Origin of the sequence: Psychrobacillus sp. FSL K6-4046, from assembly GCF_038624605.1 — a bacterium.
Classification (GTDB): Bacteria; Bacillota; Bacilli; order Bacillales_A; family Planococcaceae; genus Psychrobacillus.
The window spans coordinates 1315864-1340099 of sequence record NZ_CP152020.1; the positions used below are offsets into that span (position 1 = coordinate 1315864).

Genomic DNA, 24236 nt, shown 5'->3' on the forward strand with positions numbered 1-24236 from the left:
TATAAAAGATAACAAATACTTAAGGAAAATAGAAAAAATTTCTTCTGTTTCATTAAAAAGGTGGAATTATGAACGTTTTAAAAAGTTTATATAAATAGTAGACAAAATAGGTGAAAATAAGTAAGTATATAGTATAGAATAAGATTTAGGAACTTTACTCTGAAAATAAATAAAATAAATTCTTATTATTTTTAAATACATAAGCTTTTTAAAAAAGGGGGTTAGAATACATGGAAGCGAAAAAATATATACTTGATCATTTCGACGATTTTTTTGTTATTCTTTTTGGTAAGAATGATAAATCGGACAAGCTAGTTATTTTAAAAGAAAAGTTTACAATTGACGCTAAAGAAGGAGATCTTCTAGAGATTTCAATTAATGAAGAAAAGACTGGCTATGAATTTAAAATCATTCATGAAGAAGCCGATGACAAAAGACAAAGATTATTAGACTTAATCGAGAATATGGAAAAGAACTAAAAAACTTGAAGCTGATATTTAACAGCTTCAAGTTTTTTTCTTTCACGAAAGGTTATCAAATAAAGAAGGAAAATCCAGTGAGCCACCGAATAGTTATACAGAAGAAGAGAGAGGAGGATACAACTTGAACAAGTCATTACTTAAGGGTGTAGAGGGGATTTTTATCCCTGTAAGGGACTCTAAGGTTTCAGCACGCTGGTACGAGGAGGTACTAGGTTTCCAGCTAAACTATATAGAGGAAGAAGCTGCAGTCATGAAAATATCAAGTGATTCACCGACTGTCGTTTGTTTAGTCAAGGTAGAATATCATATTCCTATGAAATTTCCTTCGAACCATTTTGGCGTAGGGAAATATATTAACTTTATACCCGAGGATATAGAGACGCTTTATGATGAGTTAAAGTCTAAAGGAATTGCGGTAAACTCACTAGACGGAGATGGTGATAAGAAGTACTTTACGTTTTTTGATCCGGATGGTAATCCACTTGGCGCTTGTCAGTAATGGAGGAGAACAATAGTATGTACGCATCAATAAAGGACGTAGAAATCTATTATGAAGTATACGGAGAAGGAACCCCTATTTTAATGCTTCATGGGTTTTCGCCTGATATGGAGCTGATGAAGGGATGTATGGAGCCTTTCTTTCAAAAGTCAGGAGCTTCCTATAAAAGAATATACATAGACTTACCTGGAATGGGTAAATCCAAGCAATTCGCTCATCTAAACAATACCGATGATATGTTAGATATAGTCATTGGTTTTATAGAAAAGGAAATCCAAAATGAGCCATTTTTAATAGCAGCAGAGTCATATGGAGGTTATTTGGCACGCGGAGTAATCGCTAAGGAAAGTTTTTCTATTCTAGGTGCTTTCTTTATTTGCCCCGTTATTTATGCCGCTCGTGATAAAAGAACACTTCCTGTTAAACAAACAGCAGCAAAGGATGAGCTATTCTTACAAACCTTGGGAAGCGATATAAAAGTGGCATTCGAGGAGAACTGCGTCGTATTAAATGAATACACCTACAATCGTTGGATGAAAGAAATTGTCAGTGGAATGAATCGAGCAAATCAACCATTTTTAGAGAAAATTGCGGGTAACTATTCTTTTAGTAGCTGGTTTGAAGAACCAAACTTTGAACAACCGTCCGTTTTCTTACTTGGGAGGCAGGATGATGTAGTAGGATTTGAGGATGCGTTCCATTTAAAAGACAATTTCCCTCAGGCAACCTACGCCATTCTAGATGGTGCTGGACATAACCTACAGATTGAAAGGCCGATTTTGTTTGATGCCTATTTAGATGATTGGTTAAAACGCATTCACGATAGAAAGCTTAGATGAAAAGACAAGCAATGAACCATTTCGGAGATGTTCGAGATGGTTCATTACTTGTCTTTTTTTGATTAGTTATGACAAGTGTCATCTTATACTTCTGACTGCTGTGAATGTTAGCATCCGTGATTTCTCTTTATTATTTTATATAAGGGAATGAGTTTTTACAGAAGAAAGAGGGGGTTATTTGATGACAAATGAAAGATTGCGCTTAATAGATATTCTTCGTGGTTTTGCTGTGCTTGGAACATTAGGGACTAATATTTGGATTTTTGCTTATTTGGGAGACCTGGCTTATACAACAACTTTTAACTATACCGGGTGGTGGTCATTAGACGATTTTCTGAGGATGCTCGTTCTTTTTTTCGTAAACGGTAAGTTTCTAGGGTTATTAACTATTATGTTTGGAGTAGGTCTAGAGATAAAATACCAGCAGGCGAAACGTAAAGGGAATGCATGGCCTGGCGTGTATGTATGGACATTATTATTCTTACTTGTCGAGGGCTTTATTCATTTTTCCCTAGTAATGGAATATGACATCCTGATGAGCTATGCAATCACTGGTTTAATCGTTGCTTTTGTGCTTAAACGAGGAGATTCCTTTATGAAAAAAATAATGATTGGGTTAGGTGGCTTTCATGCTGTCACTATTCTATTAGTTTTAGTAGCTTCTCTACTAGGGGGATTAAACATGTCATTGGGGACTTATGAGGGAGCTGCCCTCTATGAAAGCGGTACATGGCTCGAGCAGGTTAAAAACCGTTTGGTCAATTTTATTTATTATAGATTAGAAGTGATTTTAATCGTACCAATGAATATATGCTTGTTTTTACTAGGTGTTTTTCTTATGCGATCTGGTACTTTTTCTAAAACAGAGATTGGTAAAAAGAAGCGTAAAAAACTATTTAAATTAGGTATGTATATAGGTGTTCCATTAAATCTTCTTATATTTATACCAGGTGGTGCATTTGATTTGCCTGTTCGTTATTTATTTGCACCTATTATGTCTCTTGGATATATAGGATTATTTGGTATATTAGTAGAATATAGAAAGGTAGAGTGGCTTTGGTCTCGATTAGAAGAAGTCGGGAAAATGTCACTAAGCTGCTACGTCTCACAAAACCTTTTAGCTTCTATTATATTTTATGGCTGGGGTCTAGGATTAGGTGAGAAAATAGGTAGCTTTACTATAGTCGCTATATGGCTCTGCATTACTTTATTTCAATTCTTATTTGCCTATGTTTGTATACGGACATTGCAGACTGGACCATTGGAGTGGGTTAGGAGAAGAGCTGTAGCAGCTGTCTCCAAATAATTCGTGAATAGAGGTGACAAATATAAAATTTTATCCCGAAGATCAGGCGACCAAATACTTGATCATTGATGTAGCCTCCATCATTTTTCTTTTTACCTTAGTAATGCTATCTGATTCAGCCTTGCATCCCGGAATACAGATCATCCTTCTATTACTCATTGTTATTTCCTATTATATTGCATTGTGGAATAAGGATTGGATCCTTCTATGTGCTGTACTTGTTGGTTACTCGCTTCTTATAATATTAAGCTTTTTCGAGGGCTCTGTAATTATTACTTTTGGTTTTTTGTTTGCAGATTTGTTAGGGAGAGCTAAGTCTAAGTTTCATATAGGGCTTGGAATAGCAGGAGTTGCCTGCCTTTTTATCCTTTTTCTTTGGAAGGAGCAGCTCCATGGTTTAGATTTTTCTGTCTTAGTAGCCTTCATGATTATTCAGCTTGCATTGCCCATACTAAGGTATTTTCTTTTAAAAACATCTAATCTGCAAACAAAATTAAATGAAGTGAATAAACAGCTTGTTCAGCAAGAAGAAAGACAGAGAATTGCGAGAGATCTACATGATACAATTGGCCATACTTTAACGATTATTAAGCTGAAGACAGAGCTTGCTTCCAAATTAGTAGGCACGGAACAAGCTAAGGTTAAGAGGGAGTTAGACGATATTTTAGCAACTACAAGAACTGCTATGAAGCAGGTAAGTGAACTGGTGACGGATATGAAATTTATATCTCTCGAAAGTGAGCTAGAACGTTCGGGGCAAGTACTAAAATCTGCGGGAATTAATGTTCAATCTAATCATGATTGTCGCCAACCATTATCTAATGTAGAGGAAACCATGATCTCTCTTTGTGTGAGAGAGGCGACAACAAACATACTTAGACATAGTCAGGCGAAATGTTGTGAAATCTATACAGAGTTTAAAGATAAGGTATTCTACGTACATATCAAGGACGATGGAATTGGTTTAGAGATGAAGCGATTTGGAAATGGTCTAGTCTCGATGAAGGAGCGGATGCATTCTTTACAAGGCGACGTACTTGTAAAAGAGGGTTCCTCTGGAGGCACTATCATAACGATTACATTACCAATTCATTCGTAAGGAGGATACATCGTGATAAGAGTAGTAATTGCTGAGGATCAGAAAATGCTTCTAGGTGCATTTTCTTCTTTATTATCCTTTGAAGCAGATATAGAAGTCGTTGGTGAGGCACAGGATGGTCAGACAGCCTGGGAACTAATTGTGAAGGAAACACCTGATGTATGTATTTTAGATATTGAAATGCCACATATGACGGGACTGGAGCTCGCTCGAAAAATAGAAGAGGAACAGATTCCAAGCAAAGTTATGATTGTCACTACTTTTTCACGAGTGGGATATTTACAAAAAGCGATTGACAGTAACGTAACTGGATATTTACTGAAGGACGAGCCAATTGATTTGTTAATAGAGTCTATTCGAAAGGTGGCTGCTGGCGAAAGGGTTGTGAGCAGAGATTTAGCAGCCACTCTTTTCATGAAAGTAGAGAATCCTCTGAATGATCGAGAAAGGGACGTCCTCCGTCTTGTTAAAGAAGGGTTAACTACTTCAGAAATCACAAAGCGATTATTTTTAACGAAGGGTACTGTCCGAAATTATTTATCCTCGTCTATCCAAAAGCTTCACGTGGAAAGCAGACAACAAGCAGTAAACAAAGCAAATGAAAACGGTTGGTTGGAGTGAAATAGAGTTTAAATGAGATAGAAATGTGGTAAGGAATAATGGTATGAAATGTCGTTAAGTAAGTAAAAACGTAGAAGGGGGATGGGAACGTGAATTATGAAGTGCTAGAGGGTGCAGAGGAATTTTTCTATGAGGGAAATCATGTAGGGGTGTTAGTGATACATGGATTTACAGGATCCACTCAAAGTATGCATTATTTAGGGGAAAGGTTTGCCGAAGCTGGTTTTACGGTTTTTGGACCAAGACTCACCGGCCATGGTACAGATCCAGAGGATATGGAGCGTGCAAGCTATGAGGATTGGATGAAAGACGTAGAAAAAGGATTGACCAAGCTTCAAGAAACATGCTCAGACATATTTGTTTGTGGACTATCAATGGGTGGTACGCTTACTTTATACTTGGCTGAAAACTACCCTGAAATTAAAGGCATTATGCCGATTAATGCTGCCGTCTATATGCCGGACATGATTGAAAATTATGAAACTCTTTCTCAAAGTGAGACTCGATTTGTAGAGGGGATTGGTTCTGACATTAAGCAGGCAGGGATAAAGGAGTTAGCTTATTCAAAAACCCCTGTAAAGTCTATGTCTGATATTCTTCTGCTATCTAGGCTAGTACGTGATAATCTGTCTAAAATTACTGCACCTGCTCTAATATTTAAATCTACAGAGGATCATGTAGTTCCACCAGAGAATTCCTTTCAAATATATGAAGCAATTTCCTCTGTTGGGAAGGAAATTGTGGAGTTAGAAAATAGCTACCATGTTGCTACGTTAGACGCCGATAAGGAGCTAATCGCAGATAGAAGTATACAGTTTATAAATGCAAGAATATAACTTGCTAGTCTCGGAGCCATTGGTTTCGAGACTTTTTTCATTTAGGCATAGTATAAATGAAGTAGATTAAATGATTTTAAATCTCCAATACAACCATTTAAAGGTATTAATATCCACTTTATGGTCAATAATTTATTGTAATTGGAGGGGACGTATAATGCTATTAGATGAAAAAGAAATTTATTGCTATAATTGCCGTAAAAAAACGTTATTTACATGTAGGGATTTGCGCAATAATAAAGGTGTCGAAAGCCATTGCAGCGAGTGCCCGACCTTTTGGTTCGAATGGCAAAATAAAGCGGTAGAGCGAGAAATGAAGAAATGGGTAGAATATAATCAAGGATTGTTAAGTACACTAAATAGCACAACAAATATGTGGACATAGAAATGCCTACTAAATAATGATATTTAGCATATATAAAAATGAAGATTACTCAAATGAGTGATCTTCATTTTTTGTTTTTGTTATTTGTGTAGTTAGAAATTTTCGTAAGTTCTACAATCTGGCAAAGAAGTTGTTTTCCGTTGCGGCGAACGCTTTCCGCGGGCACGGCTTAGGCCAACAGGATGTTGGTCAGGAAAACGTTGTCACACGATGTGACGTCCTTAGTTTTCTCTCCTTGAAACTCCCTCGCTGTGCTCGGTCCAGGGTCTTCAGCTCGCGCTATTCCCGCTGGAGCATTCCTGTATTATAACTTTAAAGGCACTTGAAAAAAAAAGAACCCTCTTATATGATGCTAGAGTAACAACCAATGAATACTCAAAACATATATAGGAGGGCCCCTTATGAATAATAGTACGAATCATAAAATTAATCAAGTGACTGAAAAGACGTTGGTCATCGGAATCGATATCGCCAAACGCAAACATTACGCATGTGCTGTAGACGACCGTGGACGAGTATTGCATAAGTCCTTTCCCATCAGACAGTCGGCAGAAGGATTTACGACCTTCTATGAACAGCTACTTGTATTACAAAACAAACATGAGAAATCAGAAATCCTTGTTGGGTTCGAACCAACAGGACACTACTGGATGAACCTAGCGGCCCATTTAACCGCGCATGACATCCGCTATGTGTTCGTGAATCCTAGTCACGTGAAGAAATCCAAAGAATTGGATGACAATCTGCAGACAAAGAACGATGTGAAGGATGCGATGGTCATCGCCAAGTTGATCCGCGATGGACGGTTCAGCTTCCCACGCATTTTAGAAGGCATCGAAGCGGAACTGCGCAATGGTGCATCCCATCGCGCCTCGCTTCAGAAAGAGCTTGGCATCATTACAAATCGAATCATTCGATGGACAGATCGGTTCTTCCCAGAATTCCAACATGTCTTTAAAGACATCGGGAAAACCGCCCTGGCTGTGCTGGAGAAAACACCATTACCAGAGGACCTTCGAGAAAAAGAAGTGGCGGAGCTACTCCCTTTCTACAAAGAGGTTGAAGGGTTAAAGTGTGTCTCTTCTCCCAAAATAATAAAACTCAAGGAAGCTGCCGAAATCTCGATTGGGTTGACCGAAGGCCTGGAAATGGCTCGATTTGAGATTCATTCCTTGGTGATGCAATATAGGCTCGTGGAACAACAGTATGAATTACTGGCAGAACGGTTACAAGAAATCGCTCAAGATATGCCCGATTATATATTTTTGTTATCTATCGAGGGGATCGGCTCCAATACAGCCATCGAGCTGTTATCAGAGGTAGGGCCCTTCACAAACTTTCGTAGTCCACGCCAAATCATCAAACTAGCGGGACTAACATTACGTGAAAACTCCTCGGGTGAGCAAAAAGGACAAAAGAAGATTTCTAAACGAGGTCGCAAAAGATTGCGTGCAGCCCTCTTCCGAGCCATCTTGCCTATGATTCGTTACAACCCTGCCTTTAAGGCACTATATCATTATTATATTGAACGCCCAGTAAACCCTTTAAGAAAGAAAGAAGCCATGGTGGTCTTATGTGGAAAACTATTAAAAATCGCACATGGCCTCTGTACAAAAAAACAGATGTTTCAATCAGAACGCATGATACAAGACCTGACCGTTCTTCAAACGGCAGCGTGAACACTTTCATTAGCTTTTAACTTAGTTGGATGACATAGAGAGCTGGCACAACCGCGACATTCGACTTCAAGTCCCTGCTGGAGCATAGCCGGCCTCTGCCTTATGACTAGACCGAACGAAGGAATGTATGCGCGCGACGCAAAGAGATATGGGAGGGTACGTCATCATAAGTTCTGCAGAGAAACAGAGTGCATCCAAGAATAACATATTTATGGGATTTTTAACCAAATTATTTAGCGGAGCACAGCCTTTGTTTCCAATATTTTTAATAAGTGGTTTATTGAGGTATCGAAAGTCAATTAGATGAACTCAGAAAAAATTTTTTCACTTTAAAAATACGTAATGAACCATTGGTATGACTACATTTTAAGAGGGAGTCGTCGCCTGCTCTCCAAACGCCACCACATGTAAATCACAAAGACATTTATACATAAAAGGGGAGAAAAGTATGAAGGAGGTATTGGGAAGGAGTTTGTCGAATTAGGAATACTTATGATTAAAACGAGGTGGACCTTTAGATGGAATTTATAATTGATAATGATTTCTTTAGTAAAGCAATTTCAGATGTTAATAGAGCCGTGACTTTCAAAACGCCTTTTCCAATTCTTACAGGTATTAAGATTACTGCTGATAAAAATAGCTTAACGCTAGTCGGAAGTAATTCTGATATTGTTATTGAGACAATTATCCCTTTAATGAATGATGGAGTAAAAGTGCTGGAAGTTTATAGACCAGGGAGTGTTGTAATTTCAGCAAAATACTTAAGTGAAATTGTTAAGAAGCTACCTGGAAAAATACATATAAATGTAGATGAGAAACAAGTAGTAACCATTCAATCCGATGAAATTGTAACGAAATTATACGGGTTTCATGCAGATGATTACCCTAGTCTGCCTAAAATCGATGAGGCTAAATATATTAAAATTCCAAGTATTGAATTACTGGAGATTATTAAACAAACTGTGTTTGCGGTTTCAAAGAGTGAGTCTAGGCCTGTCTTAACCGGAGTGAATATGTCGTTTAAAGATCAGCGATTAAAGTGTGTGGCAACCAATTCCCAACGTTTGGCTTTAAGAGATATTGAAATAAAATCAAATATAGAGGGGTCTTTCAACGTACCAGGAACAAGTTTGAATGAACTAGCCAAAATAATAAGTAATGAAGATAGTGTAATACATATTTTTATATCAGACCGGTATATGACATTTAAATCAAATACAATCTCCCTATTTTCTAGATTGATCGATGGCAATTATCCTAACGTCAGCGGATTGTTCCCAAGTAATTCGAACACAATAATCACCCTTAATACCAATCAGCTATTAAAGGGGATAGATAGAGCTTGCCTTTTTGCAAGCGAATGGAAGAATAACAATGTTCATCTTGAAATAATGAATGGTTCAAAAATAAAAATTTCCTCCAACTCCTCAGAGATAGGAAAAATTGAAGAAACCTTACCCATTAAGGAGATTTCTGGTGAGACAAGCTTAAATATTTCGCTAGATGGTAGTTTTTTAATGGACGCTTTAAAAGCTATCAAGGAAGAAGAGGTTAGAATACGTTTTACTGGCTCCATGAGACCGATCATAATGGAACCAATCGGCAATATTTCTTATTTACATCTGATTTCACCCGTACGTACATACTAAGATGTTAAGACCGTCTAGTAAGAGGGACCCGATTTTCTCTCTTCGGATATATGGAGAAGGATAAACATAAGAAAAAACCCTAGGGAGGTTGAATTAACAACATTCCTAGGGTTTTGCTTGTCGGTTACTAAGCGACAGAATTAACGAGAGTAGAACTCAACGATTAGAGATTCGTTGATTTCAGCTGATAATTCGCTACGCTCTGGAAGGCGAACGAAAGTACCAACTTTGTTGTCTGCGTCAAATGTAAGGTATTCTGGTACGAAGTTATTAACTTCCATAGATTCGTTTACAACATCTAGGTTTTGAGATTTTTCACGAAGTGAAATTTCTTGACCTGGTTTTAAACGGTATGAAGGAATATCAACGCGTTTACCGTCAACCATAATATGACCATGGTTAACTAATTGACGAGCTCCACGACGAGTGCGAGCAAGACCTAAACGGTATACAATGTTATCAAGGCGAGTTTCAAGAAGGATCATGAAGTTTTCACCATGTTTACCTTGCATTTTACCAGCTTTATCAAACAAAGTACGGAATTGACGTTCGTTAACACCATAAGTGTGACGAAGTTTTTGTTTTTCTTGTAATTGAAGACCGTACTCAGTTAATTTTTTACGTTGGTTAGGACCGTGTTGTCCTGGTGCGTATGGGCGTTTTTCTAATTCTTTACCAGTACCACTTAGTGAGATACCAAGACGACGTGATAATTTCCATGCTGGACCTGTATAGCGAGCCATGAATGACTCCTCCTTTGTATTGGTTTTATTTTGTTGTAAAATAAGAACCAGATGCATTCAGACTAGCAGCCATTTCGTTTTCATGTATCATCGCCCTAGCAGCCGAGGGTTACGGGATACACCATCTATTTAAATAGAGGAACAAAATGAACAATCTAATCCATACAACTGCTGCATTTATTTTACACAAAGACTATTGTATCTCGTGCACTGTTGAAAGTCAATCATATACATTAGTTAATTAATATTATAGCTATTTTGGTAAATTGAATATATTGACAAGACGGTAATTTTATAGTCAAATTGAATTATAAGGGTATTGGGATAAAAGTATCATAACTTCTCTCCGAAAGCTAAGAGGTGTAATAGATGGCAAACGATATAGACTTAACAAAATTTAAAGGTAGAGTTTTTGACTTATGGACCGATTATACTTTCAGTCAAGACAGTGAGATTAATTGGTTTGAAGAACTCAAAGTATTGTTGGCTGAGTTTTTTGACGTTAGGTTTGCCACCTATTATAAACAGGATGCCCATACTTTCATTCAACTGAATTGGAATCACTCACTCATTAAAAAAAGAGAAGCCATTAGATGGATAGAAATAGAAGGTTTCTTCTATGAAAAAGACTATGCAGAGATTCCTTTTATAAGAAAAGGAGAAAAACAGTGTGGTGAAGTTTCTATTTTGTTTAGAAGTGAGGATCATGAGATTCTAGGGATGTTAGTAATGGAAGCAACAGAGAAATGGGAAAAATTCGCGAAGACATCTGAAGTAAATGAATTTATACTAATCATTAGCAAATTAGTAAGAATGGTTAGAAAATCTATCTTCTTAACAGAACAGGAGCACCAATACAGAAATCTTTTTAACGTGACAAAAATGTTCCATTCTACACTTGAGGTAGATCAAATCTTAAAAGGAACATTATTGGCTGTTCAGGATGCTTTTCCTGACTTTGAAAATACATTGATTCTCTCTAACGATCAAGATCGTAAAACTTCTGTTCCATATAAATTATTTGATTATACCTCGGAGAGACCTAGTACTGTGGAAGCGTACGTATCCGGAGAAATAACTTCAGATTTAGTAGAAAATTCGAAGATGAAACTATTAAATATACCAATAAAGGGGAAGCAGGGGATCTACGGTATCCTACAAGTATCTACCCCGATGGATTATCTGTTTTCAATCAGGCAGAAGGAATTTATGAAGATGCTTGCTGCTACTGCTGGAAACGCCCTAGAAAATGCTAAGTTGTTTATTCAATCTCACCGTTTAGTTGGTGACTTACAATTAATCAATGAGACGACTCATAAATTGAATATGAATTTATCGCAAGAAGACATGGTCATATTCTTAAAAAATCAATTAATGAAATCATTTCAGCCAGAGCATGTTTGTTTTGTATTTATAGAGGATGATGAATACTCGATCAGTGTAGCTAGCTCTGATTATTTTTACACATTAGAAGGCCAAATGTATATTCAACATGTAGGAAACCAATTTAAAAAGCTTAAGGATTCACTGTTTGTGGCTGATTTCAATCGACTAAGTAATACGAACGTTGCATATCGATCTCTTGTGGCAATTCCTTTAAGAGAACAAGAAAAGATTACTGGGTTTAGCATAGTATTGCACAGCGATCCGTACTATTTTTCCTTCGATAGCTTCAAATTGATGCAATCCTTAATACAGCATTCCTCCTTGGCCCTTACTAATTCCGCGCTGCGCAATAAATTACAAGAAATGGTTGATCGTGACCACCTGACCAATCTCTATGCAAGAAGCTATTTAGATAGATACGTAGAGGAGTCTATGATTAATGATACTAGTGGGATATTCGTACTAATGGATATCGACAACTTTAAACAAGTGAATGATACTCATGGCCATCAGGTCGGAGACAGTATTCTTAAACAAATTGCAACGGTTATTGATAAAAAAGTAGAACAAGTAGGAATAGGTGCAAGATGGGGTGGAGAAGAGCTAGCTCTCTATTTTCCCCAGATGTCTGTGGAGGATGGTAAGAGAATTTGTGCCGACCTCTTAGAAATAATCCCTATTTATACAAATCCAAGTGTGACCGTTTCTGTTGGTTTATCTGGGTGGAGTAAAAGAGGGAATGCTGACTTTCATAATTTGTTTCATCATGCAGATATTGCACTATATGAAGCGAAAAATAATGGAAAAAACCAGCTATGTATTTACGAGGTAACTTGTCATTAAGATGAGTTGCCTTTTCTTTTTTTGGAAATATGTGTACACTATATTTGAAAGCGTTTACAAAAGGGGTGCACGATTTTGGGAAAATCATCAATGGAAAAAGAAACATCACTTATTCATCAAGGATACGCCACAGAGGACCATCGTGACAGTTTAGCGGTTCCACTCTATCAAACTTCTACATTTGCATTTGAAAATGCAGAGCAAGGTGCGAAACGGTTTGCAGGAGAGGAAGCAGGCGGTATTTATTCCCGGTTGGGTAATCCGACTGTCCAAGTGCTAGAGCAAAGAATGGCAGCAATAGAAAATGGAGAGGGTGCACTTGCTTTTGGGTCGGGGATGGCCGCAGTAAGTACAATCCTAGTATATTTGACTAAAGCGGGTGACCATATCTTATGCACAAGAGGAATTTATGGTTGTACATTTGGGTTACTGAACATAATGGAGGAAAAATATAATATTTCGCATAGCTTGGAAAAGTTGTCAACCGAAGAAGAAATTGAGGCAGCTATTAAACCAAATACGACATGTATTTACGTGGAAACACCGATCAATCCAACGATGGAAATCGTGGATATCGCATTAATCGTCAAGATTGCACAGAAACACAATATTCCGGTAGTAGTGGATAACACTTTCTGTTCTCCATATCTACAAAATCCGTTAGACTTAGGAGCAAACTTCGTGCTGCATAGTGCAACGAAGTATATTAACGGCCATGGTGATGTGATAGCTGGGATTCTAGTAGGTAAGGAAAAAGAGCAAATGGACATCATTCGTTCGACTGTTCAGAAGGACTTTGGAGGCATCATATCACCATTTGATGCGTGGCTGTTAATTAGAGGGTTAAAAACGTTACATGTCAGAATGGATAGACATTCTAGTAACGCTGAAAAAGTATTTACATTTTTAGAGTCCCATCCTTCTATTCAGTCCATTTATTATCCTTTCGATCAAAAAAATCCTCAGTATGAGGTAGCAAAAAGGCAAATGAAAAACGGGGGAGGACTAATTTCATTTGCTATTAAGGGTGGTAAGGAAAAAGCCCAGCAGTTTATGAATGCTCTTTCGCTCATTAAAATCGCAGTAAGCCTAGGAGATGCCGAGACACTAATCCAACATCCAGCAACTATGACCCACTCTGTTGTACCTAGCAAAGAGAGAATTGCTATGGGTATAACCGATGGATTACTAAGACTGTCAGTTGGTCTTGAAAACTCAGAAGACATTATTAGAGATTTAGAGCAAGCCTTAGATAAATTGTAAAAAAACGAAAGAGGATGAAATGACAGAAGTCATCACATCCTCTTTCAATCTAGTTAACTAGAAGTTATATATGCTTAATAAGGACCTCTACGAACTGCTCTAGTCCTTTTCCATCCTCAGCAGTAAATCGATCTTTTATAGGGCTATCAATATCTAAAACTCCGAGAAGTTTACCCTCTCTTACAATAGGAACAACAATTTCTGATTGCGAAGCGGCATCACAAGCTATATGACCAGGAAATGCATGAACATCAGGTACGATAATTGTTTCCTGTGTTTCCGCTGCTGTACCACATACGCCTTTACCAAGTGAAATACGAACACAAGCAGGTAGACCTTGGAATGGTCCGAGCACAAGTCCACCATCTTCGACTAGGTAAAACCCAACCCAATTAATTTTGTCGAAGAACTGGTTTAAAAGAGCAGAGGCGTTACTTAAGTTGGCAATTTCATTAGTTTCGCCCTCTAAAAGAGCATCTAGCTGTTTACACAATAATGAATAGCTAGCGGACAAGTCAGTTGAATAGTTAGTTGTTTGAAACATATACATTCTCCAATCTACAAGATATTATTAAAACATTTATAATACTGGTGTAAATCTTTTGCTTGGTGCGCATCTGATCCAAAAACTATAGGTATACCTAATTCCTTTGCCAGAGAAATATAGGGAATTGGAGGATAGCTCTCTTTGCAAAAAGGCTTAGCAAGACCCGCACTATTTGCATCTAACTCTAACAATCTATTCCTCATTTCTACTAATATACCTAAGATGTCTTCATGATCATCAACAATTTCAGAAAGTGCATGCTGAAACTTATGTACAAGTGTAATATGTCCGATCCGTTTTGGCTTATATATTCCTAAGTCGCTCGTTATTGAATCCATCAACGTTTTGTAATACAATTTATAGACAGACATAGGACTACCAAGTTTTTCGACGAATCTCAGGTAAACTTCCTTAGAATAATCGATACATACATATTGATTTTGATCGAGTAAAAAATGTACGGATAGAATGGAATCGTCTAAATAACTTCCATAATTGTTTAAAAACTCCGTAGTTTCTGATTCAAAACCTGAAATATAATCAATCTCTAAGCCTGTAGATATAACAATATCTCGTTTATACTGTTTTTTCAACTGATTTAGTTCCGTTAAATAGGCCTCTAAGCGATGAAAATCCATACCACTATCTTTATCTGGCGTGGGATCTATAAAGCTGGAAGGCAACGGAGCATGCTCGGTAAAAGTGATTTCTTGAAAACCATTTAGAATAGCCTTTTCAATATACTGGTTAAAACTATCCAGTGTTCCATGAGGACAGTAAGGGGTATGTATATGTCCATCTTTTTTCATAGCAGTTGGGCTCCTTTTGTAGAAAGTTACATTATTTTTTAACATTTCTTAGGTTTATTCTTATTTAATGAAACAATAACATAAAAAGCATGGTAATATATATAGTAAGATACAATTCGCACTTTTTGATTTTGGAACAGGAACAGGGGGCTTACGATGAGGTATATCATCCCAGCAGTCATTGTACTTTTAGTAATTGCAATCATTGCATTTATCATACGAAAGAAACACCAAACAGAAATAGCTCGCTTAGAGCATGAAAAGCACCAAATTCAAAACAAGCCTATTTTAGAGGAAATGACTAAAGTTAAACAGCTAAATATGAATGGACAAACAGAAGAAATGTTTGAAAGATGGCGCAATAATTGGACCGAAGTAATGGATGTACATATGCCTAAGATTGACGTTCTTTTGTTTGATGCGGAAGAATATGTAGATAAGTTCCTTTTTATGAAGGCCACCAAAATCGAAAAAGAACTTCAAACTTTGATATCTACTTGTGATGAGAAAATGTCAGGTATTATCAAAGAGTTAGAGGAACTAATCGGTAGCGAGGAAAAAAACCGCATAGAAATAGAACAGCTTAAGGACCAACATCGTTCAGCAAGAAAAACATTGTTAGCCCATCAATATTCTTTTGGCGAAGCAGCTCCTGCTCTAGAGGCTAAATTAGAATCCTTCTTACCACTCTTTGAGGAATTTGACCAGCTAACGGATACTGGGAACTACTTAAGCGCTAGAGAAATAGTGATCAACATACAAGATGAAGGACAAAAGTTCTTTCATAAAATACATGAAATTCCAACTTTACTTACTGAGATTCAGCATAAAATCCCTGCTACGATACATGAGCTGCGAAACGGTCAAAAGGAAATGGAAGCTAGTTCTTATTACTTGCAGCATTTAGAAATGACTAAAAAGCTAGATGATTTAGAAGCAGAGCTTGCAGAGTTAAAGACCTCTATTATTAGTCTGGATGTTGCTAAGCCATTGATTCGTGTGGGAGAGATAAAAGAAGAAATTGAAACGTTCTATGATCTATTGGAAAAAGAAGTCATAGCTAAAAAGTACGTGGATAGCTATAAGGATCAGACAGCTATTCGTTTGAGAGAAGTAACTACAGCTACTAGAGCGATCAATGAAGAAGCGACATATGTACAGCAAAGTTATCGTTTACCTGAAAAAGAAGCTGAAATACCTCAGAGCTGTCTAAAAGAGCTAGAGGAGCTAGATAAAAAATTTAGCATGCTTGCTCTCCGAGTAGAGGAAGAAAAATCTGCCTATTCAAGTCTTCAGGAAGAACTGAACGAAATTGCGGAAGAGATTGATCGATTATACGAAGAGCAGGATCGCTTCGCAAACCGTCTAAAAAATCTGCGCATTGACGAAAACAAGGCTCGAGAAAAGCTAGATGACTTAAAAATATTATTGCATGATACGGATCGTATGATTCAAAAAGCCAATATTCCAGGTATCCCAGAAGAAATGGATGTCCGATTAGAAGAAGCGGAAGAGCATATTTATGTTGCTATGCAAAGCTTGCAGGAAGTTCCTTTAAATATGACATTGGTCGATGGTTATTTGGAAAAGGCAGAGGCATGCATGGAAGATGTACATCATAAAGCAAAAGAAATGTTAGAAAATGTAGAGCTAACTGAAAAAATTATTCAGTATGGAAATCGTTATCGTGCGTCGCATCCAAATGTTCATGCACGTTTACTCGAAGCAGAGGAAGCATTCAGACAATTGCGCTATGCTAAGGCATTGGAAGATGCGGCAACTGCAGTAGAAGAAGTGGAACCAGGAGCTTTAAAGAAAATCGAAATGATGATTAAAGAAGCAGCTTGGCGTACATAACATGGTATCTTAAAAACAGATAGAAATGTAGACCACCTCACTATTTGTGATGGTGGTCTTTTTCCTAAGAAGGAGAGAGAATACTTTGATTTATTTGGATAATAGCGCAACAACAAAAGTATTACCGGAAATAATGGATACTTTTGTCGCTGTGAACGAAACATATTGGGCAAATCCATCCTCTATACATGAATTTGGTCATAAAACGAACCAGTTATTACAATCAGCGCGAGAACAAATAGCAGAAATTCTGCACACTGCTAGTGCTAAAATATACTTTACGTCTGGTGGTACGGAGTCCAATAATTTAGCGATATTTGGACTTGCAAACAAATATAAATTTAGAGGAAAGCACGTACTTATTTCTCAAATTGAACATCCTTCTATTATAGAAGCTGCTAAACAACTGGTTGTTATGGGCTTTGAGGTGGAATGGATTCCGGTCGATGCTAGCGGAATAATAGATTTAAATGAGTTTTCCAAACTGATTCGCGCAGAAACGATGCTAGTGAGTGTTATGCATGTTAACAATGAAACGGGTGCTGTGCAGCCACTTAAAGCATTGAGCACAATTGTGAGAAGAGAAAGTAAGGCAGTCATTCATGTCGATGCAGTACAAAGCTTTGGTAAATTATCGATAGACTTTAAACGGTATGATATAGATGCAATAACTATTTCATCTCATAAAATTCACGGTATAAAAGGCTCCGGTTTACTTGCACTTTCAAAAACAAGAGAGATAGAGCCTATATTGTTCGGCGGAGGACAAGAATCGGGTATTAGAAGTGGCACAACTCCAGTTCCATTGGCAGTAAGCACAGCAAAGGCAATGAGAATTGCTAGTACTGGCTTGGAGAAAAATTCAACACACATGAAAAATCTAACTGACGAGCTTGTTCAGTTTCTCCATGGCTTCGAACGCATTAAAATGATTTCTCCAGAGAATCGTGCTCCCCATATCGTTACTTTTTCTGTGCGAAAAATCAAGGGAGAGGTTATAATCAATGCATTACAAAAAAAAGATGTCATTGTCTCTACTAGTAGTGCTTGTTCTTCTAGACAAACAAAAACAAGCCACGTGTTAAAGGCGATGCATATATCAGATGACTATATAAAGGGTGTTATCCGTTTAAGTATCAGTCCTCTAACGACCGAGGAAGAAATAGAGACATTTAAAAAAATATTCACCGAAGTGATGAATGTTATAAAAGGAGATTAAATGCAATGAAATGGGAGAAAATTTTAGTTAGGTACGGAGAACTTTCAACTAAGGGTAAGAACAGAAAACAGTTTATTAATCATTTACGAAATAATATTAAGTTTTCCTTTGTGGACTTACCAAATATAAAGGTACATGCTGAGCGAGATCGCATGTTTTTAACTTCTACGGATGATGAAGAAATTCAAGAGCTAATCAAACGTTTACCTAAAATTTTTGGTATTCAATCGTTTAGTCCGGTTGCTTCCTGTTCACAAGATATAGAAGATATTAAAAAAACAGCATTAGAGATCATGGAAAGTCTTGAGACGGAAGATAAAACATTCCGAGTTACAGTAAAACGTACTGACAAGCGCTTTCCAATGGATACGTATGAGCTACAAACTACTATCGCTAGCCATGTGTTAAGACAATATCCAGCCTTAAAGGTTCAAATGAAAAAGCCTGAAATCGATTTACGTATTGAAGTCTTGACCGATGCTGTATATATGATGGCTCAAGTAATTCCCGGAGCAGGTGGAATGCCATTAGGATCTAATGGTCGTTCCTTACTGATGCTTTCAGGTGGAATTGATAGTCCTGTGGCTGGTTATATGCTAATGAAGCGTGGCGTAAGATTAGATGCGATTCATTTTCATAGTCCGCCATTTACAAGCGAACGATCAAAAGAAAAGGTAATGGATCTTGCCAATCAGTTAAGCCATTTTGGAGCAACTGTGCGTCTTCATGTCATACCTTTCACTGATATACAACAAAGTATTCAGGCTCAAATTCCCGAAAATGTTTCCATGACTACGACTAGAAGAATTATGATGAAAATTGCAGATCTAGTTCGCGAAGAAATTGGAGCACTAGGAATTGTGACTGGTGAAAGCTTAGGCCAAGTAGCTAGCCAAACGCTTGAAAGCCTAACAGCTATAAATGCAGTGACATCTACACCTATTTTTAGACCATTAATATCAATGGATAAACTAGATATTATAGATATTGCCCGGGAAATCGGGACTTATGACACATCAATTCTTCCATATGAGGATTGCTGTACTATTTTCACTCCTTCTTGTCCAAAGACTAAACCGAAGCTAGAGAAAGTGGAATACTATGAAAGCTTCAAGGATTTTGATGAATTGATAAAAGAAGCAGTTGAAAATAGAGAGACGATTTCATTCCCAAAGAAAAAAGAAAATGTCTTTGAAGATCTATTGTAAAAAATAACAAAATATACCTCATATCTTGTGTACATAAAAAGAATGAAATCGACCATTCTAATTTCACAAGGAGGTGATTACAATGTCTTCAAACAACAACAGCAACCAACTTTTAGTTCCTGGTGTAAAGCAAGCTCTTGATCAAATGAAATATGAAATCGCTCAAGAATTTGGTGTGAATTTAGGAGCAGACGCATCAGCGCGTGCCAACGGATCCGTAGGCGGAGAAATTACTAAGCGTTTAGTGCAAAGAGCTCAACAACAAATGAACGGTTCAAACAGCTAATCATATAAAAAAGAAGTCGGCAGGAAACTGCCGGCTTTTTCCTATTTTATGCATCATTTTTCGTGGTACATATATTACAAAATTTCTAAAAATTAAATTTATTATATAAAAAAGTAAAAAAATCCCCTATACTTTAAATTAGAACAAGAAGGGGGAAATGATTCATGAACAAAATGGATTTAATCGCACCATCACACTATAACCTAGTAAGCGAGTTCGAAAAGTATAGTACCGATGAAAGTAGGTTAGCTCTTATTTGGGAATCTGATAAAGGGGAAAAGAAACAAATCACCTATAAAAATTTACTCCTCCGAGCAAATAAAATTGCCAATTTATTTACAAGCAAAGGTCTTAAAAAAGGCGATGTCGTTCTTATTATGGTTCCTAGACTGATCGAAGCATATGAAGTATATATTGCAGCGCTAAAAGCAGGATTAGTTGTAATCCCAAGCTCCGAGATGCTTAGAGCTAAGGATATTGAATATCGATTAACCCATAGTGAAGCAAAAGCAATCATAGCTTTTGAACCGTTCCTATCCCAATACGACGATGTAAGCAATTTAGAGAACAAACTACTATTTGTCATTGGACAAAGTCAAAATCAATGGATATCTCTTACAGATGAAATGGAAAAGGAAAGCGAGGATTTTTCTACAATTGAAACCTTAAAATATGACATGGCTTTCTTATCTTATACAAGTGGAACAACCGGTAATCCTAAAGGTGTTGTACATACACACGGTTGGGCTTTTGCGCACCTACGGACATCAGCTCCCAACTGGTTAGGGATTGAAGATGGTGACGTTGTATGGGCTACAGCAAGTCCAGGCTGGCAGAAATGGATCTGGAGTCCTTTCTTAGCTACGCTTGGAAGCGGTGCAACCGGATACGTTTATAACGGCAAATTCGATGCAAAAGTATATCTTCGTAATATCCAAGAACAACAGGTAAATGTTCTATGTTGCACGCCTACGGAATATCGAATCATGGCAAAGGTAGATGGGTTAGCTGATTATAACTTATCTAGTCTCCATAGTGCTGTTTCTGCTGGTGAGCCATTGAATAGAGAGGTTATAGAAACGTTTGGAAAATTATTTGACCTAGAAGTGAGAGACGGATATGGCCAAACTGAAAATACATTGCTAGTCGGTACGATGAAAGGGATGGAGGCTAAGCCAGGTTCTATGGGTAAACCTACTCCAGGAAACAAAGTAGAAATCGTCAACGACCAAGGAGAGCCATGTGACGTAGAAGAAGTAGGAGACATTGCTGTTCATGTAGAAACTCCTGCATTGTTTAAGGAATATTTAAAAGATCCGGAAAGAACCTCGATGCAGTTTAGAGGGGATTATTATATTACCGGAGACAGAGCTAGGAAGGACAAAGACGGCTATTTCTGGTTTGAAGGTAGAGGTGACGATATAATCATTAGCTCTGGATATACCATTGGACCGTTCGAGGTTGAGGACGCTTTAACAAAGCATCCACTAGTACAAGAATGTGCAGTCATCGGTAGTCCAGATGAAATAAGAGGGACTATTGTTAAAGCATTTGTGGTGCTACGAGATCCTTCGCTGCAAGTAACGGATGATTTAGTTAAGGAGCTTCAAGACCACGTAAAAGCGCTAACTGCACCTTACAAGTACCCTAGAGAAATAGAATTTATATCTGAGCTTCCAAAGACAACCTCTGGAAAAATTAGAAGAATTGAGCTTAGACAAAAGGAATTGTTAAAGACTAAATAGAGTGGTTTGACTATTAATGAAGGAAAATGTAATAGAAAAAATAAAAAGCCTCGAAATTTTACGACCTGGTAAATTTTTCGGGGCTTCTATTTAAATTCCGGTAGTTGTTTTCCGCTCCAGCGGACGCTTTCCGGGGGCACGGCTTCAATCTCCTCGTCGCTTTGCTCCTGCGGGGCTTTCAGCTCGCGCTGTTCCCCCAGGAGTCGCCGCCTCCTCTCCAAACAACTAGAATGGGGAGGTCTCTTACAAGAGATAAGCTAGCTTTAAAAAGTAGTGAATACGTGAAATCAAGTTTATTGATTTCACGTTTTTTAATTTATTACCTATTTATGCCCTAGCTACTTTTTAAAATTTTCACCATTCATATTATTACTTGGAGTATTAAAGTACATGGGCTTGAAGATAGAGTTTATTGTTTATTTACAACTTCCATGAATATCAATCTGGAAGGCTAAAAATATTTAGCTATAATTATGTGAGCTGAAAAAAAGGGGTGTAGAAGAATGAAAGTAGAGTATTTCATAGGAATTGTCCCTCCAGAAGAATATTTATTGCGAATTAAGCAGTTTCAAAGTAGATGGATTCACAAATTAGGCGTCGAACCACATATAACTTTGAAGGCACAAGGGGGATTAAATCCAGATAAGAAGTGGATAGACAAAGTACAGAGAGTATGTGACAATTTCAAGCCTTTTCAAGTTTCAATAAATAGACCAAAGTATTTTGGAGATAACATTTTATATTTGAGCATTAACTCAAGTAATCTACACGATTTACATCAAAAAATAGTACAAGAAATTTCACCCTCAGAATACTTAATAAAAAAGTACTTTGAACTTAATGCATTTGTTCCCCACTTAACATTGGGGAAAGAATACTTCGATGGAAGCATATCTACTGGACTGTCAAAAAAAGAAGTAAAAGAAATGGAACAATTAGCAAATATAGAATTGACGCCTTATCCTAATTTTGAAGTGAAATTTATAAGAATTTATGAACTAAATATTGAAGAGCAAAGATATGAAAAATATTTAGATGTTCCTTTAAGCAAGGGATCTTAAATCTGAGGTCTGTGAATTATACCTTCAAATACTTATCCAGACATTTACTTTAGTAAGATAAAGTAATATAATGATTTTATTATTTCGAGTGTCAAAGTATGTAAAGAAGGTGTCATTTTGAACGCAGAAGAAAAGCAAGGAATTATTGTAGTTGTGTTGGCATATGCTTGGTGGGGGTTCATGCCCATCTATTGGAAGCTCCTCGATCATGTTGCTAGCGGTGAAATATTATCTGGACGAGTAATATGGTCATTTGTCTTTACGCTAATGTTAGTACTAATAGGTCGAAAATTTTCTGTTTTAAGAGAAGACCTAAAAAATTTATGGAAGGACAAAAAGTCATTTTGGAGTCTTGTTTTAGCCTCTTATTTAGTGACAGGTAACTGGTTTTTATACATATTTGCAGTAAATGAAGGTTATATCGTACAAGCAAGCCTCGGGTATTATATCAACCCATTACTATCGGTTCTACTTGGCATAATCTTTTTGAAGGAAAAGCTTTCTTTGGCACAAAAGATTTCCGTTCTAATAGCCGCTACAGGGGTAGTCTTACTAACAATCTCCTACGGAGTGGTTCCATGGATTGCCATGTTATTAGCAAGCACCTTTGCATTTTATGGGTTGATCAAGAAAAGAATCACAATCGATCCTTTAAGAGGGCTGACAATTGAGACATTATTTGTGCTCCCTGTTGCATTAGCTTACTTTAGCTACCTGGTTGTATCAGATCAAGCAGTATTCTTCTCAAGTAGTTTCACGACAACCATACTCCTTGTACTTACTGGAGTCGCTACTGCCGTACCGCTTGTGCTTTTTGCAAAGGGAACAAAAACGATGCCTCTATATATGTCAGGTTTTATTCAATATATAGCACCAACACTAATGTTATTAATAGGTATCTTTGTTTACGGTGAGAAATTTAGCAAAATAGAGTTTATTTCATTTTCATTCATATGGGCTGCTCTATTACTATTTACTTTTTCAAAAATAATCGAATTAAGAAGAAAGAAAATGTTAATAGTATAAGTAGGAATTATAGGAACGAACGTTTTACCTTATCCCAATAGCTATTATTTTTTAATTTAACCGTCTTTACTACCTTATCGCTTAAGGAAAGGGCCACAGTATCTACATGCTGAATACTTAGCGCCTCGTTATCTGTACTCATGGATGGATAATCATTCCAATCCTGTTGAAGGCGAAGTTCAAGTGTTCGATCGCTGCTTAATATGAAGGGAGACCCAAGAGTTCGGTATTCATTACTATTCATGGATGCAATCTCGGCAACTTGGATGCAGCGTAAGAGTGGATCTACGACAGCTCCGTTTAATGACTTATTATAGGCGGAGCTTCCAGTCGGCGTGGAAATAACCATTCCATCCCCACGAAAGGTTTCAAAATGCTTGTGATCAATAAAAATATCCAAAACAAAAGATTTAATGATATTGGAACGAATGGTAAACTCATTAAGACAATAGAATTTTGGGTTGCTATTAACAGATACCTCTAAAACAGGGTATTTACGTACAACAATCTTATCTTTTAATACCGCTTCAGCCATTTTCTCTATGTCATCAACGAAAAAATCACAGTACATATTTAAAGAGTCAGTAGTCGAGATACCCGCGTACAACGTATCTTGTCTAAATCCAGTTTTTCTTACCGCCTGTAAAAAGGTCGCGTCGGAACCGATACTAACGATAATAGAAGCCTCTTCAAAATTTTCCACTGCTACAAAACCATGCTGATGAATAACTTTTTGTATCGATTCTTTACGTTTTAGAGAGTGTGCGTCATTCTTTGTGTATAGGTAGATATTATTTCTTGAAGTCATAAGCATGCTCCTTTTTATAGGGCTTAGACTGCGAAGCACA

Annotated in this window: 23 protein-coding genes; 19 read left to right on the plus strand and 4 right to left on the minus strand. The window is 37.2% G+C overall.

All coding sequences use genetic code 11. The features are described from left to right. The first annotated feature begins 230 nt into the window (after window positions 1–230). The 10 genes from MKY09_RS06455 (at window position 231) to dnaN (ending at window position 9395) form a co-directional block, all read left to right on the plus strand. Window positions 231–479, plus strand: a complete 249-nt coding sequence (locus tag MKY09_RS06455) for a hypothetical protein (protein WP_169361292.1) — start codon at window positions 231–233, stop codon at window positions 477–479. Between the two features lie 124 nt (window positions 480–603). Beyond that, entirely contained in the window at window positions 604–981 is a 378-nt protein-coding gene (locus MKY09_RS06460; RefSeq protein ID WP_342567899.1) for a VOC family protein, read from the plus strand. A gap of 17 nt (window positions 982–998) precedes the next feature. Then, the gene (locus MKY09_RS06465; protein ID WP_342567900.1) at window positions 999–1820 is read left to right on the plus strand and encodes an alpha/beta hydrolase; all 822 of its coding nucleotides are present in this window, start codon (window positions 999–1001) and stop codon (window positions 1818–1820) included. Window positions 1821–2001: 181 nt separating this feature from the next. Beyond that, window positions 2002–3126: a DUF418 domain-containing protein gene (locus MKY09_RS06470; protein WP_342567901.1), complete on the plus strand. Its 1125-nt coding sequence runs from the start codon at window positions 2002–2004 to the stop codon at window positions 3124–3126. A gap of 58 nt (window positions 3127–3184) precedes the next feature. Beyond that, window positions 3185–4225, plus strand: a complete 1041-nt coding sequence (locus MKY09_RS06475; RefSeq protein ID WP_342567902.1) for a sensor histidine kinase — start codon at window positions 3185–3187, stop codon at window positions 4223–4225. 12 nt (window positions 4226–4237) lie between these two features. Beyond that, window positions 4238–4846: a response regulator transcription factor gene (locus MKY09_RS06480; protein ID WP_251556294.1), complete on the plus strand. Its 609-nt coding sequence runs from the start codon at window positions 4238–4240 to the stop codon at window positions 4844–4846. Window positions 4847–4935: 89 nt separating this feature from the next. Next, the gene (locus MKY09_RS06485; protein WP_342567903.1) at window positions 4936–5682 is read left to right on the plus strand and encodes an alpha/beta fold hydrolase; all 747 of its coding nucleotides are present in this window, start codon (window positions 4936–4938) and stop codon (window positions 5680–5682) included. A 157-nt stretch (window positions 5683–5839) separates the two neighbouring features. Then, entirely contained in the window at window positions 5840–6067 is a 228-nt protein-coding gene (locus MKY09_RS06490) for a hypothetical protein (protein WP_169361298.1), read from the plus strand. A gap of 401 nt (window positions 6068–6468) precedes the next feature. Beyond that, a complete protein-coding gene (locus tag MKY09_RS06495) occupies window positions 6469–7746 on the plus strand; it encodes an IS110 family transposase (protein ID WP_342566872.1) in 1278 nt (425 codons plus the stop codon). A gap of 518 nt (window positions 7747–8264) precedes the next feature. Next, window positions 8265–9395 (plus strand): DNA polymerase III subunit beta, encoded by a 1131-nt coding sequence (gene dnaN / locus MKY09_RS06500; RefSeq protein WP_342567904.1) that lies wholly within the window; start codon window positions 8265–8267, stop codon window positions 9393–9395. Window positions 9396–9535: 140 nt separating this feature from the next. On the opposite strand, the gene rpsD is transcribed toward dnaN, so the two are convergent. Beyond that, complete coding sequence (gene rpsD, locus MKY09_RS06505; RefSeq protein ID WP_169360926.1) at window positions 9536–10138, minus strand: 30S ribosomal protein S4; 603 nt, start codon at window positions 10136–10138, stop codon at window positions 9536–9538. 369 nt (window positions 10139–10507) lie between these two features. Between rpsD and MKY09_RS06510 the strand changes: the two genes are divergently transcribed. Both MKY09_RS06510 and megL read left to right on the plus strand, forming a co-directional pair. Then, a complete protein-coding gene (locus tag MKY09_RS06510) occupies window positions 10508–12367 on the plus strand; it encodes a sensor domain-containing diguanylate cyclase (RefSeq protein ID WP_342567905.1) in 1860 nt (619 codons plus the stop codon). A gap of 90 nt (window positions 12368–12457) precedes the next feature. Continuing rightward, on the plus strand, window positions 12458–13630 hold the full coding sequence (gene megL, locus MKY09_RS06515) for a methionine gamma-lyase (protein ID WP_342568219.1): 1173 nt from the start codon (window positions 12458–12460) through the stop codon (window positions 13628–13630). A gap of 64 nt (window positions 13631–13694) precedes the next feature. Here the strand turns inward: megL and MKY09_RS06520 are convergent, their stop codons facing one another. Both MKY09_RS06520 and hisJ read right to left on the minus strand, forming a co-directional pair. Further along, window positions 13695–14174, minus strand: coding sequence for a GAF domain-containing protein (locus MKY09_RS06520; RefSeq protein ID WP_342567906.1), 480 nt, complete (start codon window positions 14172–14174; stop codon window positions 13695–13697). 14 nt (window positions 14175–14188) lie between these two features. Beyond that, complete coding sequence (gene hisJ, locus MKY09_RS06525; RefSeq protein WP_342567907.1) at window positions 14189–14986, minus strand: histidinol-phosphatase HisJ; 798 nt, start codon at window positions 14984–14986, stop codon at window positions 14189–14191. Window positions 14987–15142: 156 nt separating this feature from the next. On the opposite strand from hisJ, the gene ezrA reads away from it, so the two are divergent. The 7 genes from ezrA to rarD all read left to right on the plus strand — a co-directional run bounded on the left by ezrA (window position 15143) and on the right by rarD (window position 23388). Next, window positions 15143–16843 carry a septation ring formation regulator EzrA gene (gene ezrA / locus MKY09_RS06530; protein ID WP_169360930.1) on the plus strand — a complete coding sequence of 567 codons (1701 nt, stop codon included), beginning with the start codon at window positions 15143–15145 and terminating at the stop codon, window positions 16841–16843. 85 nt (window positions 16844–16928) lie between these two features. After that, on the plus strand, window positions 16929–18062 hold the full coding sequence (locus MKY09_RS06535) for a cysteine desulfurase family protein (protein WP_298473271.1): 1134 nt from the start codon (window positions 16929–16931) through the stop codon (window positions 18060–18062). A gap of 5 nt (window positions 18063–18067) precedes the next feature. Then, the gene (gene thiI / locus MKY09_RS06540) at window positions 18068–19270 is read left to right on the plus strand and encodes a tRNA uracil 4-sulfurtransferase ThiI (RefSeq protein WP_251557217.1); all 1203 of its coding nucleotides are present in this window, start codon (window positions 18068–18070) and stop codon (window positions 19268–19270) included. Window positions 19271–19352: 82 nt separating this feature from the next. Beyond that, complete coding sequence (locus MKY09_RS06545) at window positions 19353–19556, plus strand: alpha/beta-type small acid-soluble spore protein (RefSeq protein WP_251557218.1); 204 nt, start codon at window positions 19353–19355, stop codon at window positions 19554–19556. Window positions 19557–19720: 164 nt separating this feature from the next. Beyond that, window positions 19721–21301, plus strand: coding sequence for an acyl--CoA ligase (locus MKY09_RS06550; protein ID WP_342567908.1), 1581 nt, complete (start codon window positions 19721–19723; stop codon window positions 21299–21301). Window positions 21302–21804: 503 nt separating this feature from the next. After that, window positions 21805–22362, plus strand: coding sequence for a 2'-5' RNA ligase family protein (locus MKY09_RS06555; protein WP_251557239.1), 558 nt, complete (start codon window positions 21805–21807; stop codon window positions 22360–22362). A 117-nt stretch (window positions 22363–22479) separates the two neighbouring features. Then, window positions 22480–23388: an EamA family transporter RarD gene (gene rarD / locus MKY09_RS06560; RefSeq protein WP_342567909.1), complete on the plus strand. Its 909-nt coding sequence runs from the start codon at window positions 22480–22482 to the stop codon at window positions 23386–23388. A gap of 7 nt (window positions 23389–23395) precedes the next feature. On the opposite strand, the gene MKY09_RS06565 is transcribed toward rarD, so the two are convergent. Beyond that, complete coding sequence (locus tag MKY09_RS06565) at window positions 23396–24196, minus strand: NAD kinase (protein WP_169360935.1); 801 nt, start codon at window positions 24194–24196, stop codon at window positions 23396–23398. Between the last annotated feature and the right edge of the window lie 40 nt (window positions 24197–24236).